This is a genomic window from Micromonospora sp. NPDC093243, from assembly GCF_044753725.1.
Lineage (GTDB): Bacteria > Actinomycetota > Actinomycetes > Mycobacteriales > Micromonosporaceae > Micromonospora.
Genome location: NZ_JBIVNT010000011.1, coordinates 149,789 through 167,309, shown reverse-complemented (window position 1 = coordinate 167,309; position 17,521 = coordinate 149,789). Strand labels below are relative to the sequence as shown.

Genomic DNA, 17,521 nt, shown 5'->3' with positions numbered 1-17,521 from the left:
GGTCACGCCTGATGTAGACGGCCCGGCATTGGGAGGAATCATCCGACAATGCCCGGAAAGGGCTGAACGTCGGCAGAGTCGGCGACGGATCATCGCCGAGATGGCAGGCGGGCACGGACCGGCAGGGACGAAGCGCCCTGAGCTTGTCAACGAGGAGTCGCCAGCGGCGACCCAGGTCGATCACAACTTCGCGCCCTCGGTGCGTGTGGCTGGTCCTAGCGGGTAATGGTCCCCAGCACGCCGACCGTCGGCACAGCGCCTAGGAGTGAGCGATGGGCACACGGCACGCCTCCGCCGATGACCTCGCCTCCGTAGGCTTCTCGGTCCTGCGCTGCGCGCTGGCGACGAACATCTTGTGGATCGGTGCGCTCAAGTTCAAGCAGTACGAGGTCGAGAACGACGAGCCGCTGGTCACCTCGAGTCCGCTGCTCTCGCGGCTCCGCGCGAAGCTGGGCGCACGAATGCTCAACCGACTCATCGGGGTCACGGAGATCACCCTGGGCTCCCTGATTGCCGCGAAGCCGCTTACGCCCAGAGCATCGGCGATCGGTAGCTTCGGCGCGATCGGGATGTTCCTCACCACGTTCAGCTTCCTGGCAACGACGCCCGAGGCTCGGCAGGAAGGGCAGGGGATATTGAGCCTTTCTCAGCTAGGACAATTCCTGTTGAAAGACACAGTGCTTCTCGGTGCCGCTCTCCTGACTGCTGTCGAGTCGCTGCGCGCGGCCCGCCCTGCTGACCGCCCGCGGACGTTGTGACTCAGGAGGCCCGGGCCCTGCTCGACTGGGCTTCGCGCTTTCTGCCGACGCGAAGGTAGGCCCTTGGGCTGACCCGAAGCAGGGAGTCTTCGTCATTCTCTGTAAAGGAGATGGTTCTGCAACCAACATGGCTCGTGGTGCTCTCGTGGGCTGTGCTCTTTGTGGGCTTCGCCAGCACCGTCGTCATCGTTGTCGATCACTTTGTTTTTCGATATCGCCAGCCGGTCAAGGTCATGGAGATTGTCTGGCCCGCAACCGCCCTCTACTTTGGCCCGGCAGCCGTTTTGGCCTACCGGCGGTGGGGTAGACCCCAGTCTCCCCGGTGGCTGAAGCGGCACCGCATCCCGCCCAGACGGCCGCGACATGCTGCCACGATAATCGAAACCTTACATTGTGCGACGCACTGCGTTCTGGGTGCCATCATTGCTACTCTTCTCGTCTTCGGCTTTGGCCTCGAAATATCTGCCAAGAGATTGTGGCCGGAATTAATAGGCGACTATGTGGCCGCGGTGGTGATCGGCATCGCATTCCGCTACTTCACCGAGGCTGACACGGGTGTTCGAAGAGCGTGGACTGCAACGCGGAGATTCCTAAGGGGGGACCTGCTGAGCGTATCCGTCTTCGAGTTCGCCCTGTTAGGTTGGCTGGCGCTAATGGAGTTTATGGTTTTCCACGAGACCCTGCAGCCTAGTAGTCCGGTGTTCTGGCTTATTGTCCAGGTCGGGTTGATCATCGGCTTCTTTGCCGCCTGGCCGCCAACCCTGTGGCTGATCCGCCGCGGCGCCAAAGCGGAACTGCTGGGCACGCCGCAGTAGGTGGTGTTGCTCCGACGCCCGTGGCGTGGGCAGGGTTAGCAGCGAGTGAGGCTGGGGACTGTACAGCGCTCATCCGCTGCGCCGCGATCGCCGGCATGACCCGCCGTCTCACCCGCGGCAATCGGGACGCCGTCAAGCCGCCGCACCCCGCCCGGACCTGATCAAACCCATCTGAAACACGTTCTGAGCGCCTGAACGACGAGTTCGAGGTTGCCAGCAGGCAGACCGGACGGCTGCCAGCCTGCTCCGGTGACAGGGGCCGGGTATCAACTCACACGGGAGGCGCCGTCGTGGGCATGGCACCCTCGGCGAGCTTGAGTCGCGTCCAGATGTTCATGTTGATCACAACGGCGACGATCTCCAGGATCTCATCCTCCGTGAAGTGCATGGCCATCCTGTCGTGTGCCTCTTGGACCCGGTTGTTGACGGTGGCGTCGGCGGCTCGGGTCAACGCCTCGGCGTAGGCCAGCGCGGCTCGCTCCTGCTCGGTGAACAAATGCGTCTCCCACCACGCGGTGAGGGTCTCGACCTTGGACGGCGGGATGTCGGCGGTGCGGGCAGCGGCGTGGTGCACCAGAAGGCAGTAGCTGCAGTTGTTGATTTGTGCGACGCGTAACCGCAGAAGCTGGGCCAGGGCCTGTTCCACCTGGAGCGTGGCGGTATGGCCGAAAGCTGCGGCCCCGGCGTTTGCCAGAGCCATGAGTTGCTCGTTTGACGTCGCGTTCAGTCGGACGTTCTGGATCCTGGTATCCAAGAGATGACCTCCTGTAGGTCACAACGACAACACCAGTGGTGGGGACGTCCATCGGTGGACAGGCAGGGTCCGGGCCGTGCTCAAGAAACCGTTCGATGCGCTGCTCGACCCATTCGACGAACATCCCTCGCGCGACGGGACTGAGGTCAGGACGGATGATCGCGTTGACGACGGCCCTGCCGGAGTCGTCGGAATGCATGAGCAGGAGTCCCTGCATGTCAGGTTCGTCGTAGCGATTCAAGCCTGTCGCGTCGTCGAGGAACAGTCCGCGGGCGTTCAGCCGTTGCTCGGCCTCGTGGGCCATGGGCTAATTCTGTACGACCTTCGTGTCTGAGGGCGAGTCGCCACGGCGGTGCGCCGCCAAGCAACTTGTACCGAGCTGGAGCGCGAGACCGTGCAACCGGACACCGGCCGCCACGTCCGGGTCTACGCGATGGACCTGTAGACAGATCCCCGCAGCCAGGACCGACGCCGCCGACGCGAAGGGCTCGGACGAGGTCCTGCTGCGCCTGAGGCGCGTCGACCAGCGTGCGCTACTCGTCCTCGGTGGCCGGCTGGCCGTGGGCGGCGAGCCAGCTCCGGCCCGCCTTGACATCGGTCAGCTCGTCGCGGGATGTCCCCCCGACGACGGATGTGGTGTTGAGCAGATCGAGCAGCGAGCCCTCGTCCGCGACGCTCCCGCGCCCGCTGGGGACGAACCCTCATGGCCCGCTTTTCGCTCGACCCGAGGGTCGCCTCAACCACGAGACCCTGACGTGGGTGACCTACCGGCCCGAATCGCTGGAGACACCAACGCCTGGCATTGCACTTGTCTGCTGTGCGAGGAACGGAACTGATCATCAACTTCTGACGGGCGCCCATCGCGAAGTGAGTGGTCCTTCAAGCCGACACCAATCTCGCGTGATTTGCAGGCACTGCTGGCCCCGGTCGCGTCAGCGACCGGGGCCAGCGGTGGAGTTGGGGTCAGGAGGCAGCGATGCCTTCCATCCCGATGCCGTTTTCGAATTTCGGCAGTCCCTTCACTTCGGTGACAAGGTGCAGGGAGCCGTCCTTGCCGACTTCGTAGCCCTGCACGTTGCCGGCGGCGGCGTTCTGGACGTAGAGGAAGCCATCGCTGGTCGTCATGTCGATCGAGCCGCCGCCGGTGTCGGCGGCGACGGCCTTGACGAGGACGAGCTTGCCGTCGTGGTCGACCTTGTAGGAGCTGACGGTGGAGCTACCGGCGTTGGCGACGAAGAAGAAGTCGCCGACGCGCTGGATCCAGCACGGTGCCTGCTGACCGTTGGGCACCGACGGTCCGATCTGGTCGAGTTCGCCGTCGGACTCCAGTGCGAACCGGCTGAGCTCGTTGCTGCCGGACTCGGTGACCAGCAGCGTGTCCTCGGTGTCGAAGGTGAACCCGAACGGGGTGTTGCCCGCGTCGCTGATCACCGGGTGCCGGGACAGCTCACCGCCGCGGCCGATCTCGTAGCTGAACATCACGTTGGCGGCCTTGGTGCTCACCAGCACGAAGTCGCCCTCCGGGTCGATCTCGACCTGGGCGGGGGCCGTCCCGAAGGCGGGCGGGTTGCCGTTGTGCAGCCCGAGGGACCGGTGGGCGCCCTCGATCGGCGACAACCGGTCCTTGTGCAGGCGGAAGCCCTGCACGGAGCCTTCGCCGCCGGCGTTGAGCACGTAGACCAGGTTGCCCCGGACCGCGACGCTGACCGGCAGCAGGCCGTGCGACCAGACGACCTGGAGCCGGTGGAGCTTGGTGCCGTCGGCCCGGAACAACGTCAGGGTGTTGCTGCCGGCGTTGACCGCGAACAGTAGCCCGTCGTGGAAGATCAGCGATCCTTGCGACGCCAGCGCGTCGACCGGTGCGCCGATGGTGAATCCGCCGAGGCCTCCCGTCTCAAATTCGCCTGCGGGGGAGAGGCGGCCGTCGTCGTCGCGGTCGTAGACCTTGATCGTGTTGCCCTCCGCCTTGTTCGTCTGGACGAACACCGCACCGTCGTCGCCGTCCTCGTGGTGCTCTCCGTGACCACCACGGTCGTCGTGCCGGTACTCCGGTCCTCCGCCGTCGGCGAGAGCGAGCCCCGGGAGCGCCCCGACTCCGGTCAGTCCGGCGAGGAGCACAGCAGTGGCGAGCGTTTTGCGCTTCATGATCTACCTTTCGGTCGCCGCAGACGCGAACGGGAAGAACTTTCCCGTTTGCAGGCTATGGTCACCGACGGTCATATTCGGCCCGCTTACCCGAAAGGAGGATATTGCGAAGGTTTGCATTGTTTCCTCCCACACACGCTCGACATGTGCGTCTCGCCCACCGGTCGAAGTCGCCTGGGTGGGGCGGGACTCGGTCCGCCGCCGCCGTTGGCGCCGGCCTTCGCAATCGGCGCACTGGGCTCACCCATGCAGCCCTGATCGGCCCGGCCTCCTCGACTCCGCCCGTCTGGCCTGTGGCTGGGCCTTTCTCCTGAAAACGGGCAACGACGCGGCCAACGTGCTGGCCTGCGTCGGTGGCGGTAAGAAGGCCCGGCACGGCGGCGTCGACGCGATGAACGACGAGGCGCGTCGGCTGCAGGCAAACCAGACCCACGCCGCGACGCCCTCTGGTCTGGACGGCCCGGCTCAATACGCCAGCGTGTACGACCTCGCGCTGATCGCACGCACCACCTTCGCCCGAGAAGACTTCCGGCGATATGCAGACGAGGGTGGCTGAGGTGCCGGCGCAGGCGGAGAGACCGGCCATCGAGCTCATCAACGACAACATGATGCTGGACCGCACCCAGGCATGCTGGGCGGAAAGACCGGCTTCACCAATCTGCCTCGCCAAACGTTCGTCGGAGTGGCCGAGCGCGACGGCCGCCGGCTCGCGGTGACGCTGCTCGGAGCGGAGACAGCCCCTTTGGGCAGCCTGGGCGAGGCGATCGCCCCGCTCGACTGGGGCATCGCTCTTCCGCGCGACACATCCGTGGGCCGCCTGGTTGAGCCAGGAGGCGCGAAGTCTTCGTTGGCGCTGATGGCCGGCATAGGGGAGGACGCGATCATCCTGCTGATGGCCCTGATTGTGGCAAGTCCCAGACGGCGGGCGTGTAGGTATGTCCCGCAAGACAGTCAGACGAAGGTAACGGGCGGTTTTGGAAAGGGGAGACCTGCGTTGACCACCCTTGGCGCGTCACGCCGCTCGGGTCAGCCGCCCGTCTCGACCGCGAGCCGACGGGCGTGGGGATGATGCTGAACGGGCGCCGTTCATGAAGCCAGCCGGCATCGCGCCGCGATCACCGCGCAGCCCAGGAGATCGTGAGGGTCTCACCAGGGCGCACAGCGACCTGCGGGGTGGAGACGAGATTTTCGCCGTTATCTGTCGGGTTGGTTCTGGTGGTGGCGTAGGTAGTGGCGTGCCGCCCGCACCCGGTTGCCGCAAACGGGGGAGCACCACTCGCGGCGCGGCTGGTCCTGAAGGAAGAACAGCACGCAGTTGGGCGCATAGCAAGCTCGCAGTTTGTCGCGATCGGGGCCGGTGAGCAGCGCGATGGCCTCGTGCGCGATCGACGCGAGCAGGCGCTGCGTGACGCGCGCTGATCCGACCGGAGCGAGTTCCAGGTTACCGTCGCGTCGGGCGAGCTGGGACCAGTTCGGCGCCTGAGCGGCGGCTTGGTTGACAATTGTTACCGCGTCGTTGAGTTCGGCGTCGGTCGATTCGGCATATGGCCGGGTGTCACCGGTGAGGTCGGCCGCGAGCCGCCGCAGCGCGTCGCGCAACGCCCGGAACCGTTCTAGGTCCGCGGCGTCGGGTGCGATCGCTTCCTCCGGCTGCTCGACGGCGGTGAGCCAGGTGGCCAGCTCGCCGGGCGTGGTCAGCCCGTCGTGGCGGCGGGTACGCACGGCCCAGACGGTGTTCATGAGCCGGATCGGCACTGGCTCGCGCGGCAGCAGCAGATTAGGGACGGCCTGCGGCCCTGGGTTGGGCGCGGCGGGGAGCGACTGTGCCGTCGCGGAGTCCATCGCAGTTGATCGACTTGCCATGCATCTAACGATAGCTCGGTGGTGAAGCGTTAGAAACTTCCGGCACACGCCTCTCTTGGTGACCGAAGATCGCCGCACTGCGCAGGGTACGCCGGATTTGCTCAGCTTAAGCAGGATTGATCGCGGCCATCTCAAGTCTCTCGAGCTACTGACACCGGTTCATGCCATTATCTAGTGGCTGCACCGACTTGCCGTCATTGGATAATCGCCCACCGGGTGCCCGTCCGCGGTCGGTCGTGACAATGTGGACGTGACGGCTTCAGCGAGGCGGCCCGGCTGCGCCGATGCGCAGCCGGGCCTACACGCCATGCGTGTGGTGGAGAAATGCCTCCCCGCGCGGCCTCGCCGCGCGATCGATCTGCCCGAAGACCTAGCCTAGGTTGACGTTGCCGTCGGCGCGGTTCGCCTCAGCCCCGATACGCTTCGAGTAGCCGTAGCCACACCTCACTGATCGTGGGGAACGTCGGGACCGCGTGCCACAACCGGTCGATCGTCACCTGGCCGGCGACCGCGATCGTCGCCGAGTGCAGCAGTTCGGCGATGCCCGGTCCGACGAACGTTGCCCCGAGCAGGTACTCGCCGTCCAGGTCGACGATGATCCGGGCCCGACCCTCGTATCCGTCTGCCCAGAACAACGCTCCCGGCACCCGGGCCATATCGACGTCCACTACCCGGATCCGGCGGCCGCTGCGTTCGGCCTGCTCCGCCGTCATTCCGACAGTGCCCACCTCCGGATCTGTGAAGATGACCTGCGGAATGGCGTGCTGGTCGGCGGTGGTTCGATGCGGGCCCCACGCGGTGCCGTCCAGAGGGCGGCCGGCGGCGCGGGAGGCGATCACGTTGCCGACGATGCGCGCCTGGTACTTGCCCTGATGAGTGAGTAGAGCCCGGTGGTTGACGTCGCCGACCGCGTACAGCCATTCACCCTCGACACCACGTACCGTGCAGGAATCGTCCACGTCCAGCCACATTCCCGGCAGTAGGCCGACCGTCTGCAGTCCGATGTCATCGGTCAGTGGCTGCCGGCCGATCGCGAACAGGATCTCGTCGGTAATCAGCTCGGAGTCACCGTCCATGTGTACGGTCACGGGGCCATCCGCGTCCGGTCGGCGCAGCTCCGTCACCGACACGCCGGTACGCACAGTGATCCCGGCTTCCCTGAGTCCCTTCTCCACCCTCGACCCGACGAACGGCTCCAACCGGGGCAGGAGCGACGGGGTCCGGCTGAGCAATGTGACTTCGGCGCCCAATCCCTGCCAGGCTGCGGCCATCTCCACTCCGACCGCGCCCCCGCCGGCCACAGTGAGGCGACGCGGCACGCTGTGGCTGTCGGTAGCCCGTCGGTTCGTCCACGGCCGCGCCTCGGCGATGCCGGGAATATCCGGCAATGCCGCGCGGCTGCCGGTGCCCAGCACGACAGCCTGCCGCGCGGTTACCATCACGACCCGGTTGTCCGGCGTCTCCACCGCCACCCTACGCGGACCGTCGAGCCGTCCCTGCCCGCGAATCAGGTCAGCACCAATGCTGGCGACCCACTCTGCCTGAGAGCTGTCGTTCCAACCAGTCGTGTACTTCTCCCGCCGCGCGAACACGCCGGCCGGGTCCAGTTGCCCGGTCACCGCCTGCTTGGCACCGTCCACCCGTCGGGCGTCGGCGAGTGCGGCGACCGGCCGCAGCATCGCCTTGCTGGGAATGCATCCCCAGTACGAGCATTCACCCCCGACCAGTTCTCGTTCCACCACGGCGACCGTGAGGCCCGCCGCCCGGGTTCGGTCGGCGACTGTCTGGCCGACCGGCCCCGCGCCCAGCACCACCACGTCGTACTCATTCTGTTCCGGCATTGTCTGCCCTTTCCCTGACCTTTATTCGCTACTGGGAGCTACGGCTCCCTCCCGAGCGCGGAATTTCGAAATCCGGTCGGGATGATTGGAGGATCCGCAGGCTCCGTGATTGCGCTGGCCTCTAGGCGCGGGAATGTTTTCGCGGTCGAGGCTGGGGAAGTTCCGTACCAATCGGCCGGTCAATGTGATGACCGGACTGGACCGCTCCAACACTCTTGAGCAGTGCTTCGATTGCGTCGGGCCGTGTCGCTGCGGGATGCGGCCCGTGGCGGGCGGGTGGGGAGTCGACCAGCCTAGAACTCCAGGAAGGACGGCGTGTAGTTCGCTCCAACCAGCTCCCGAAGCTAGCTGCCTGGGGCCCCTGGTGGTCGGTAGGTCGTGGTCGCCCGTCACTCGCCCAGGCGTTTGCTCGCAGGACCGCGAGAGAATTTGTTCGCGCCGCCCTGTGGCCACACTCCGGCAAGCCGCGCTCGTTAGTGACCGGCCTGCAGTTGGAACCGGCGCGTCACATAGCGCAGAGCGGAGCCAGGCTGGCGGTCGGGGTCACGGCGTGACGAGCGGGAAGTCGACGTCCGTGTCGTTGGTGTTGTTGAAGAAGTTGGTGTAGACGCTGAGCGCGACGTTGGCGACGACCTCGGCGATCTCCTTGTCGGTGAGGCCGGCCGCACGGGCGGCCGAGACGTCCTCCTCCGTGGCGCCCCGCTTCTCGTTGACCGCCAGGGCGAACGTGACGGCGGCGTTGGTCCTGGCGTCGGACGAGCTGCCCTTGCGGGCCTGCGCGATCTCGTCGGCGCTCAGGTGCAGGCGGTGCTCCGCGCCGTAGCTGTGCGCCGAGAGGCAGTACTCACACCTGTTGGACTGGGCGATCGCCAGCGCGATGACCTCGCGGGTCTTCGCGTTCAGCGTGGAGCGCAGCGTACGGGACAGGTCGAGGTAGCCCCGGAGGACGGCGGGGCTGCTCGCCATCGCCTTGGTCATGTTCGGCTTGCCGCCCATCTGCTTCTGGACGTCGGCGAACAGTTCGGGGTTGGTGTCGGGGTCAACGAGCGGCAGACGGCTCATGGCAGGTTCCCTCCGGCTTCGCAACGGGTTCTTGTTGCTGACGCAGGCAACTTTAGGGTGCAATCCTAACGTATGCAACCCCGATGTTGCGTTAGAAAGCCGGGCAATCAGCCCGATTCCACTCAGTAAATAGACATGTCCGTTCGTGTTCGGGCTTTCCCTTGCCGTCTGGTTGGACATGTTTTGAAAGTGTCCGAGGGCGTAACCGCGGCCTCCGGTTGGCAGCGTTCGCCGCCGACGCAACGGACGCCTCAACCGTCTATCCCATGGGTGGGTCCACGTTGAGCGGGAAGGTCAGGTGCCAGGGTTGTAGGTTCTGCGCTGCCTGGGCGCACCGGTACCGTGACCGTTCATGCGTATTCGATTCGGCGATCAGCAGGACATGGTTGCGATCGCTCGCGTCCACTTGGCGACGCGGCAAGCTACCTACCGAGGGTTGCTACCCGACGAGGTGTTGGACGCCATGACACCAGAATCGTTGACGGCCCGGTGGCATGAGTACCTGCCCCAGGCACCCGAGCCGAACACTCTGCTGGTGGCCGACGTCGACGGCGCTCCACAAGGATTTGCCTTTCTGCAGAAGGCTGGCCAGCGGGGCGAGGTCTTCGCCATCCACGTGCACCCGCAGGCGCAGGGCCATGGCGTCGGGCGGTGCCTGATGGAGCAAGGCCTCGCTGTGCTGCGTTCCTGGGGATGCGATCGGGCCCTGCTGTGGGTACTCGCCGACAACCATGGCGCACAGCGCTTCTACCGGAAGCTTGGGTGGACGCCCATCCCCGAGGGCTCCCGTGTCGAGGACATCGACGGTGCCCTGGTCGCGGAAGTCTCCTACGAGTTGCCGCTCACGCAGGCGATGCCTGACGGTCGCTTGGCCAGCCTGCCTCAGCCGCCTTCCTAAACCGTGTGCGCCCGGTGCCGCCTGGGGCACGTCTCAGGTGCGGCACCGACTGACCAAGATCATGCCCACTTCCGGGCTGCCTGAGGGAAACCCGCAATGCCAACCACTGACCATCAATACCGGGCGTAAGAGCAGCTTACGAAACAAACAGTCCGCCTTGATCGACTACGCCTCGGCGCTGATCAATATCACGCCAAGTGTTCATCGCGGGTGCTCTGACCTGCATCGGGTCGTCCTGGATGTCCCGCTCAGTGCGGCAGGACGGGCACTCGTGGCCGTCGGGCTCGTGCGGGCTCACAGCCGAGCTTTCAGCACATCGACCTCGCAGCCCGGCGCGGACGGGTCGAAGCCGTGCTCGACCAGCCAGCGGATCGCCAGCAGGCTTCGCAACGACCACCACGCGCGGATCACGTCGAGGTCGACGTCGGTGCCGTAGCCGGCGACCACGTCGTCAAGGTGCTCCTCGTGTCCGAGCGTCAAGCTGGCGAGGTCGTACAGGGCATCGCCCTGGGCGGCCTCGGACCAGTCGATCACGCCGGTGATCTTGTCGTCGTCGACGAACACGTGAGTGATCTGCAGGTCGCCGTGCATGAACACCGGTTTCCATGGCCGCAGCGCAGCCTCGGCAACCTGGCGGTTGCGGGTGACCAGGTCGGAGGGAAGGACGCCGTTCGTGACGAGCAATTCGCATTCGCCGTCGAGGCGCGTTGCCAACTCGTCGAGGCTCCGGCCGGGCCAGGGCGGCAGGGGCGCGTCGTGCAGCCTCCGTGCGGCGGCACCCGCCGCGGCCCACGCCGCCGGCGACGCGCTCGACGGCTCGCCGAGACGGCCCAGTGCCGTCCCTGGGAGGGCGGCGAGCGCGAGCACGGGTGGCTTTCGCCACAGGACCTCCGGAGTCGGGATCGGTGCCATGGCCATCGCCTCGACCTCGACGTCGGTGCGCGTCTGATCAGCGTCGATCTTGAGGAACACGTCGCCGACGCGCAGGGTCGCACGTTCGTTATGGGCGACGACGACCTCGACTTCTTCCACGCCGGCCATTTTCGCGAGGATGACGACCGACGTCACGCGCTTATCGCGTGCGGCGGCAGGTCGACGAGTGTGCGACTCGGGGCCGCCGATTCCGGCCGCCGGGCCGCCCGCCGAATGGCAGGGTGGATGTCCATGGACAGGAAGCAGGTCGCCGGTTGGATCGCCACCTACGAGCAGGCGTGGCGGACGCCGGGCACGAGCGGGCTGGTCACGCTCTTCACCGAGGATGCGAGCTACCAACAGGGGCCGTACTGGACGCCCGCGGTCGGCCTGCCGGCCATCGCCCGGATGTGGGAAGCGCAGCGCAAGGGCCCCGACGAGGTGTTCGAGATGACCCGGGAGATCGTCGCGGTCGACGGCGACACCGCGGTGGCGCGCCTGGAGGTCCGCTACGGCGACCCGGTCGACCAGGAGTACCGCGACCTGTGGGTCATGCGGTTCGCCGAGGACGGACGTTGCCGCTCGTTCGAGGAGTGGCCGTTCTGGCCGGGACAGCAGCCGGCCAACCCGCCGGACGGATCGTGACCCGTCGAACTGGTCACGGTCGCGGAGTCGGCGGTCATTCCCTCATTCGGCCGCGAATCGGGATGATACGTCGGCCGACGCGAGGACTTTCGGCGCCGGCCGTCTAACTATCCGCGATAGCGCCCTGACTTTTCGTTGACCCGGGCATAAGTCGTCGTTACGGTCGACGCATGTCTATGGCCGATCCGGTAACGGCGTCGCCGACATGACGTCCGACGTGACGACCAGCGTCCGGCTGACCGGGATCAGCAAGTCCTTCCTCGGGGTGCCGGTGCTGCACGGGGTGGACCTGGAACTGCGCGGCGGCGAGGTGCACGCCGTGATGGGTGAGAACGGCGCGGGCAAGTCCACTCTGCTCAAGGTGCTGGCCGGGGTGCACCGGCCGGACGGCGGCAGCATCGAGGTCGACGGCGCCGAGGTGTCCTTCGCCGGCCCCAGCGACGCGCAGCGGGCCGGCATCGCGATCATCCACCAGGAGTTCACCCTGCTGCCGCACCGCAGCGTCGCCGAGAACGTCTACCTCGGTCGCGAGCCCGTACGCCGGATGCAGGTCGATCGGCGGCGCATGGTGGCCGACACCCGCGAGCTGCTGGACTGGCTCGGCGAGGACGGGATCGACCCGACCGACGCGGTGTCGTCGCTGTCGGTCGCCCAGCGTCAGGTCGTCGAGATCGTCAAGGCGCTGTCGACCAACGCGCGGGTGCTGGGCATGGACGAGCCGACCGCCGCGCTCGCCGACCACGAGGTCGAGCTGCTTTACGACCTGGTGCGCCGGCTGCGCGAGCGGGGCATCGCGATCCTCTACGTCTCACACCGCATGCGCGAGGTGTTCGACCTCGCCGACCGGATCACCGTGCTCAAGGACGGGCGCCTCGTCACCTGCGCCCCGACCCGGGAGCTGACCCCGGCCGACCTCGTCCGCCACATGGTGGGTCGCGACCTGGGCGAGTACTACCCGGACCGAGGGGACCCCGACGACCTCGGGCCCGTGCGTCTCGCGCTGCGCGGCGCCGGCAACGACCGCGTCCGCAATCTCGACCTCGAGGTACGCGCCGGAGAGATCGTCGGGCTGGCCGGGCTGCAGGGGTCGGGCCGCTCGGCGCTCGCGCGCGCCGTGTTCGGTGTCGAGCCGTTCACCAGAGGCGGGTTGGAGGTGGACGGGAAGGCGCAGCGGGTGACCCGGCCCCGCGCCGCCGTACGCCTCGGGATCGCGCTGGTCACCGAGGACCGCAAGGGCGACGGATTGGCGCTTCGCCAGTCCGTACGCGACAACACGTTGCTGGTGCGCCGCGCCGCGCTGCGCGGCGCGCGTTCCCGCGCCCGCTCCGACGTGCCCGCGCTGCTCGACCTGGTGACCGTGGTGGCCCGCGGCGAACACCAGGAGGTGCGCTTCCTCTCCGGCGGCAACCAGCAGAAGGTCGTCCTCGCCAAGTGGCTGGCGGTCGAGCCGAGGGTGCTGATCGTCGACGAGCCGACGCGCGGCATCGACGTCGGCGCGAAGCGGGCCGTGCACGAGCTGCTCCGTGACCTCGCGAAGCGCGGCGTGGCGGTGCTGATGATCTCCTCGGAGCTTCCCGAGTTGATCGGGATGAGCGACCGGATCCTCGTCATGCACAACGGCGCGCTCGCCGGTGAGCTGCCCGCCGGCGCGAGCGAGGGGGCCGTGATGGCGCTCGCCACCGGGCACCGGGCCGGTGAGGCGGCATGAGCGTCCTTCAGCGGGACACCTCCCCAGCCGGGCAACTGGTCACCCGGCCCGTGCTGCGCCAGCGGCTCACCCCGGTCGTCGTCGTCTACCTCGCGCTCGTCGCCCTGCTCGTCGTCGGCAGCGTCCTCGTCGGGCTGCGCGGCGAGGTCCTGCTCGACCAGGCCGGCATCCTCAACATCCTCACCCGGTCCACCGCGCTCGGGCTGGTCGCGATCGGCCAGACGATGGTGATCCTCACCGGGTCGCTCGACCTTTCCGTCGCGTACCTGATCGGCCTGACGTCGCTGCTCGCGGCGGAGACCATGGCCGGGCAGAACGGCATGGTCCTACCCGGCGTGCTGCTCGCGCTCGCGGTGGCCGCCGGCGTCGGGCTGGTCAACGGGCTGGTCATCACCGTCCTCAAGGCCAACGCGTTCATCACGACGCTCGGCGTGGCGCTGATCCTGCGCGGCTATCTCGAGAACAACTACACCGGCCCGGCCGGCGACGTACCGCGCGGCTTCCAGCACCTCGGCTACGACCGGATCGGCCCGGTGCCGGTCGCGGCGCTGCTCATGCTGGCCGTCGCCGCGCTCGCCTGGTGGTACCTGTCGCGGACCCGCCCCGGCTACCACATCTACGCCGCCGGCGGCGACCTCGAGGTGGCCCGGCTCTCCGGGGTGCCGACCCGTCGGGTCGTCGTCACCGCGCACGTGCTGTGCTCGCTCGCCGCCGGCCTCACCGGCATCTACCTCGCCAGCCGGCTCGGCTCGGGAGCCCCGTACGTCGGCACCGACGCCGGGTACGACCTGGAGTCGATCGCCGCCGTCGTGCTCGGCGGGACGTTGCTCGCCGGCGGCCGGGGCGGCGTCGTCGGCACCATCGGTGGTGTCCTCATCCTCGCCACCCTGGACACGATCTTCGACGACCTCGCGGTCGACCCGTTCTTCAAGGACGTGGTGCGCGGTGTCGTCTTGGTGGCCGCGGTCGCGCTCTACGCCCGCCGGATGATGGCCGACCGCGCCCGGGGGAGGCTGACGTGAGCTGGCGTCCCCGCCTGGCCGAGGGCACCGCGCCCGTGCTCGTCGTCCTGCTCCTGCTGCTCATCGGCCTCGCGATCGCCGGCCCGGCCTACGACGAGCCGTCCGGCTACCTGGCGCTGCTCAAGCGCGCGGCGCCGCTGATGATCCTCGCCATCGGGCAGTACTTCGTCATCGTCTCCGGCGGGTTCGACCTGTCCGTCGGCGCCCTGGTCACCGCCGGGGTGGTCATCGCGGCCCGGCTGATCGACGGCAACGACTCCGCGACCACCTGGGTGATCCTGCTCGTACTCGGGTTCGGCCTGCTGGTCGGCCTGGTCAACGGGCTGATCACGACGAAGCTCCTGGTGCCCTCGTTCATCGTCACGCTCGGCATGCTGCTGGTGCTCGACGGCGCGACCTTCCTGTGGACCGACGGCGCGCCGCGCGGCGCGCTGTCGGCCGGGTTCCGGCGGTTCGGGCGCGGCGACCTGGACGTCCCCGTGCTCGGCGAGGTCCCGTGGTCGGTGCTCATCCTGCTGGCGATCCTGGTCGCCGCGGCCCTGTTCATGCGCAGCGGCACCGGCCGGGCGCTCGTCGCGGTCGGCGACAACGAGGCCACCGTGCGGCTCTCCGGCGGCCAGGTAAACGGGCTCCGGCTGCTCGCGTTCGTCCTCTCCGGGCTGCTCGCCGCGGTCGCCGCGATCCTGCTCGGCGGGTTCGCCGGCGTCTCGGCGCAGGTCGGCAACGGCCTGGAGTTCCGGGCGATCACCGCCGTCGTGCTGGGCGGCGTGCTCCTCGGCGGCGGGCGCGGGTCGGTGGTCGCGGCCGCCGCCGGCGCACTGTCCCTGGAGGCGCTGTTCACGCTGCTGAACCTGCTCGGCGTGAGCGGCGCCCTCGAGTCGGCCGTGCAGGGCCTGATCATCATCGCCGCCGTCGCCTACGCCTCGCTCGGCGGTGGTCTGCGGCAACGGCTGCGGTGGCGGCCGAAGCGCAACACCGTGCACCCCGCTCCCTCCTGACGTCCCCACGGCTGGCAAAGGAGATCGGAAATATGACCAAGAGATGGCCCCTGGTGGCCGTGGCGGCTGCCCTCGCACTCGCCGGATGCTCGAGCGACCTGCCCGACGACACGGCCCCCGGCGGCGGGTCGTCCGGCTCTGACACCCGTAAGTCGGAGTTCTTCGACCAGGCCGAGTACGACCGCCAGCTCGCGTTCCGCAACGCCACGCCCCAGGGCCCGGACGGCAAACCGTGGGAGCAGATGCTCGAACCGGAGATGGTCGACACCGCGAAGTTCGCCAAGCCCGGCGGGAAGTACACCCTGTGCTTCTCCAATGCGGCGGTGGACAACCCGTGGCGGCAGGTGGGATTCAAGACCATGCAGCAGGAGGTGAAGCTGCACCCGGAGATCACCGACTTCGTCGTGCTGGACGCGGAAGCCAAGGACGACAAGCAGATCAGCGACCTCCAGTCGCTGACCGGCCGGAACTGCTCCGCGATCATCATCTCGCCGAACACCACCGCCACGCTGACGCCGGCCGTCGAGCAGGCGTGCGCGAGCGGCGTACCGGTGATCGTGTTCGACCGGGGCGTCAACACCAGCTGCCCGGTCACCTTCATCCACCCCATCGGCGGCTTCGCCTTCGGCGCGAACGGCGCGGAGTTCCTCAAGGAGAAGGTCAAGCCGGGCGGCAAGGTCCTCGCCCTGCGCATCCTGCCCGGCGTGGACGTGCTCGAGCAGCGGTGGGCGGCCGCCAACGAGATCTTCGCCGGCAGCGAGCTGGACGTGGTCGGCGTGGAGTTCACCGACGGCGACGCGGCCAAGACCAAGAGCATCGTGGCCGACTACATCCAGCGCGAGGGTGAGATCAACGGCGTGTGGATGGATGCCGGCGCGACCGCCGTCGCCGCGGTCGAGGCGTTCCAGGACGCCGGTGTCGACGTGCCCGCCGTCGTCGGCGAGGACCAGCAGGACTTCCTGCGGCTGTGGGTCGACGAGGGTCTGACCGCCGTCGCGCCGACCTATCCCACCTACCAGTGGCGTACTCCCGTCATCGCCGCGCTGAAGATCCTCAAGGGCGAGCAGGTGCCGAAGGAGTGGGTGCTGCCGCAGCCGCGGATCACCAGCGACAACGTCCGGGAGTACGTCAAGCAGGACATGCCGCCACTGCACTACGCGATGTGTGGCTGCGAGGGCATGCCGGGCTACCCGGGGCCGTGGAAGTGAGCGGACATCCGCTCGGGGTCAACACGTGGGTGTGGACCTCACCGCTTACCGACGCGACCCTGGCCGCGCTCGCGGCCAGGGTCGTGGGGTGGGGCTTCGACGTGCTCGAACTCCCGGTGGAGAACCCGGGCGACTGGGACCCGAAGCGGGCCGCGGGGGTGCTCGCCGACCATGGCCTCGGCGCCACCGTGTGCCTCGTGATGCCACCCGGCCGGGAACTCGTCGGGGCGGACGAGGCCACGATCCGGTCCACGCGGGACTACCTGTTCCAGGTGGTGGACGCCGCCGCGACGGTCGGCTCGGCGGTGATCGCCGGGCCGGCGTACGCCTCGGTCGGCCGCACCTGGCGGCTGTCACCGGGCGAGCGGACCGCGGCGTACGCGCAGCTGCAGGAGAGCCTCGCCCCCGTCGTGGACCACGCGGGCGCGGCCGGGGTCACCGTGGCCGTCGAGCCGCTCAACCGCTACGAGACGAGCCTGCTCAACACCGTCGGGCAGACCCTCGAGGCGATCGGCGACCTGCCGCACTGCGGGGTCGCGCTCGACCTCTACCACCAGAACATCGAGGAGACCGACGTCCCGGCGGCGATCCGCGCGGCCGCCGGCCGGGTGGCCCACGTCCAGGTCTGCGGCAACGACCGCGGCACGCCCGGCGTCGACCACCTGGACTGGCCGGCCATCCTCGCCGCGATCGACGAGGCGGGCTACACCGGCCCGCTGTGCATCGAGTCGTTCACCGCGGAGAACGCCACGATCGCCACCGCCGCCTCCATTTGGCGGCCGCTGGCCGAGAGCCAGGACGCGATCGCCGTCGACGGCCTGAAGTTCCTGCGGGCGGTGATGCCGTAGGCCCACCGCCAGCTGCACCCGGTCCGGCGGCGCCGGCACGCCGC

The 17,521-nt window shown here is 68.2% G+C and carries 17 protein-coding genes and 1 pseudogene; 11 read left to right on the top strand and 7 right to left on the bottom strand.

What is annotated here, in order from left to right:
* Positions 1-272 precede the first annotated feature (272 nt).
* Together ACIP9D_RS30400 and ACIP9D_RS30395 are read left to right on the top strand one after the other, a co-directional pair.
* On the top strand, positions 273-758 hold the full coding sequence (locus tag ACIP9D_RS30400) for a DUF417 family protein (RefSeq protein WP_350874262.1): 486 nt from the start codon (positions 273-275) through the stop codon (positions 756-758).
* A 110-nt stretch (positions 759-868) separates the two neighbouring features.
* Positions 869-1,573, top strand: coding sequence for a DUF4396 domain-containing protein (locus ACIP9D_RS30395; protein ID WP_350874263.1), 705 nt, complete (start codon positions 869-871; stop codon positions 1,571-1,573).
* Positions 1,574-1,844: 271 nt separating this feature from the next.
* On the opposite strand, the gene ACIP9D_RS30390 is transcribed toward ACIP9D_RS30395, so the two are convergent.
* A complete protein-coding gene (locus ACIP9D_RS30390; protein WP_350874264.1) occupies positions 1,845-2,273 on the bottom strand; it encodes a carboxymuconolactone decarboxylase family protein in 429 nt (142 codons plus the stop codon).
* A gap of 130 nt (positions 2,274-2,403) precedes the next feature.
* On the opposite strand from ACIP9D_RS30390, the gene ACIP9D_RS30385 reads away from it, so the two are divergent.
* A complete protein-coding gene (locus tag ACIP9D_RS30385) occupies positions 2,404-2,661 on the top strand; it encodes a hypothetical protein (RefSeq protein WP_350874265.1) in 258 nt (85 codons plus the stop codon).
* A gap of 199 nt (positions 2,662-2,860) precedes the next feature.
* Here ACIP9D_RS30385 and ACIP9D_RS30380 read toward each other — a convergent pair whose 3' ends face one another.
* Positions 2,861-2,974 (bottom strand): hypothetical protein, encoded by a 114-nt coding sequence (locus ACIP9D_RS30380; RefSeq protein ID WP_400451348.1) that lies wholly within the window; start codon positions 2,972-2,974, stop codon positions 2,861-2,863.
* 316 nt (positions 2,975-3,290) lie between these two features.
* On the bottom strand, positions 3,291-4,472 hold the full coding sequence (locus ACIP9D_RS30375) for a beta-propeller fold lactonase family protein (protein WP_350874266.1): 1,182 nt from the start codon (positions 4,470-4,472) through the stop codon (positions 3,291-3,293).
* Between the two features lie 291 nt (positions 4,473-4,763).
* Here ACIP9D_RS30375 and ACIP9D_RS30370 point away from each other — a divergent pair.
* Positions 4,764-5,313, top strand: a pseudogene (locus tag ACIP9D_RS30370) (D-alanyl-D-alanine carboxypeptidase family protein); the annotation flags it as partial.
* Positions 5,314-5,666: 353 nt separating this feature from the next.
* Here the strand turns inward: ACIP9D_RS30370 and ACIP9D_RS30365 are convergent.
* The 3 genes from ACIP9D_RS30365 to ACIP9D_RS30355 all read right to left on the bottom strand — a co-directional run bounded on the left by ACIP9D_RS30365 (position 5,667) and on the right by ACIP9D_RS30355 (position 9,238).
* Positions 5,667-6,335 carry an ABATE domain-containing protein gene (locus ACIP9D_RS30365; RefSeq protein WP_350874270.1) on the bottom strand — a complete coding sequence of 223 codons (669 nt, stop codon included), beginning with the start codon at positions 6,333-6,335 and terminating at the stop codon, positions 5,667-5,669.
* A 407-nt stretch (positions 6,336-6,742) separates the two neighbouring features.
* A complete protein-coding gene (locus ACIP9D_RS30360) occupies positions 6,743-8,176 on the bottom strand; it encodes an NAD(P)/FAD-dependent oxidoreductase (protein ID WP_350874271.1) in 1,434 nt (477 codons plus the stop codon).
* 543 nt (positions 8,177-8,719) lie between these two features.
* The gene (locus ACIP9D_RS30355; protein WP_350874272.1) at positions 8,720-9,238 is read right to left on the bottom strand and encodes a carboxymuconolactone decarboxylase family protein; all 519 of its coding nucleotides are present in this window, start codon (positions 9,236-9,238) and stop codon (positions 8,720-8,722) included.
* 352 nt (positions 9,239-9,590) lie between these two features.
* On the opposite strand from ACIP9D_RS30355, the gene ACIP9D_RS30350 reads away from it, so the two are divergent.
* Complete coding sequence (locus ACIP9D_RS30350; protein ID WP_350874273.1) at positions 9,591-10,136, top strand: GNAT family N-acetyltransferase; 546 nt, start codon at positions 9,591-9,593, stop codon at positions 10,134-10,136.
* Between the two features lie 294 nt (positions 10,137-10,430).
* Here the strand turns inward: ACIP9D_RS30350 and ACIP9D_RS30345 are convergent, their stop codons facing one another.
* Positions 10,431-11,204 carry a phosphotransferase gene (locus ACIP9D_RS30345; protein WP_350874274.1) on the bottom strand — a complete coding sequence of 258 codons (774 nt, stop codon included), beginning with the start codon at positions 11,202-11,204 and terminating at the stop codon, positions 10,431-10,433.
* 96 nt (positions 11,205-11,300) lie between these two features.
* Here ACIP9D_RS30345 and ACIP9D_RS30340 point away from each other — a divergent pair, with 96 nt between their 5' ends.
* The 6 genes from ACIP9D_RS30340 (at position 11,301) to ACIP9D_RS30315 (ending at position 17,477) form a co-directional block, all read left to right on the top strand.
* Entirely contained in the window at positions 11,301-11,693 is a 393-nt protein-coding gene (locus ACIP9D_RS30340; protein WP_350874275.1) for a nuclear transport factor 2 family protein, read from the top strand.
* Positions 11,694-11,898: 205 nt separating this feature from the next.
* The gene (locus ACIP9D_RS30335; protein WP_350874276.1) at positions 11,899-13,401 is read left to right on the top strand and encodes a sugar ABC transporter ATP-binding protein; all 1,503 of its coding nucleotides are present in this window, start codon (positions 11,899-11,901) and stop codon (positions 13,399-13,401) included.
* On the top strand, positions 13,398-14,423 hold the full coding sequence (locus ACIP9D_RS30330; protein WP_350874277.1) for an ABC transporter permease: 1,026 nt from the start codon (positions 13,398-13,400) through the stop codon (positions 14,421-14,423). Before ACIP9D_RS30335 ends, ACIP9D_RS30330 begins: the two co-directional genes overlap by 4 nt.
* Complete coding sequence (locus tag ACIP9D_RS30325) at positions 14,420-15,421, top strand: ABC transporter permease subunit (RefSeq protein ID WP_350874278.1); 1,002 nt, start codon at positions 14,420-14,422, stop codon at positions 15,419-15,421. Before ACIP9D_RS30330 ends, ACIP9D_RS30325 begins: the two co-directional genes overlap by 4 nt.
* Before the next feature lie 32 nt (positions 15,422-15,453).
* Positions 15,454-16,629, top strand: a complete 1,176-nt coding sequence (locus ACIP9D_RS30320) for a substrate-binding domain-containing protein (protein WP_350874279.1) — start codon at positions 15,454-15,456, stop codon at positions 16,627-16,629.
* The gene (locus ACIP9D_RS30315) at positions 16,626-17,477 is read left to right on the top strand and encodes a sugar phosphate isomerase/epimerase family protein (protein ID WP_350874280.1); all 852 of its coding nucleotides are present in this window, start codon (positions 16,626-16,628) and stop codon (positions 17,475-17,477) included. The genes ACIP9D_RS30320 and ACIP9D_RS30315 overlap by 4 nt, the downstream gene beginning before the upstream one ends.
* Positions 17,478-17,521: the final 44 nt, after the last annotated feature.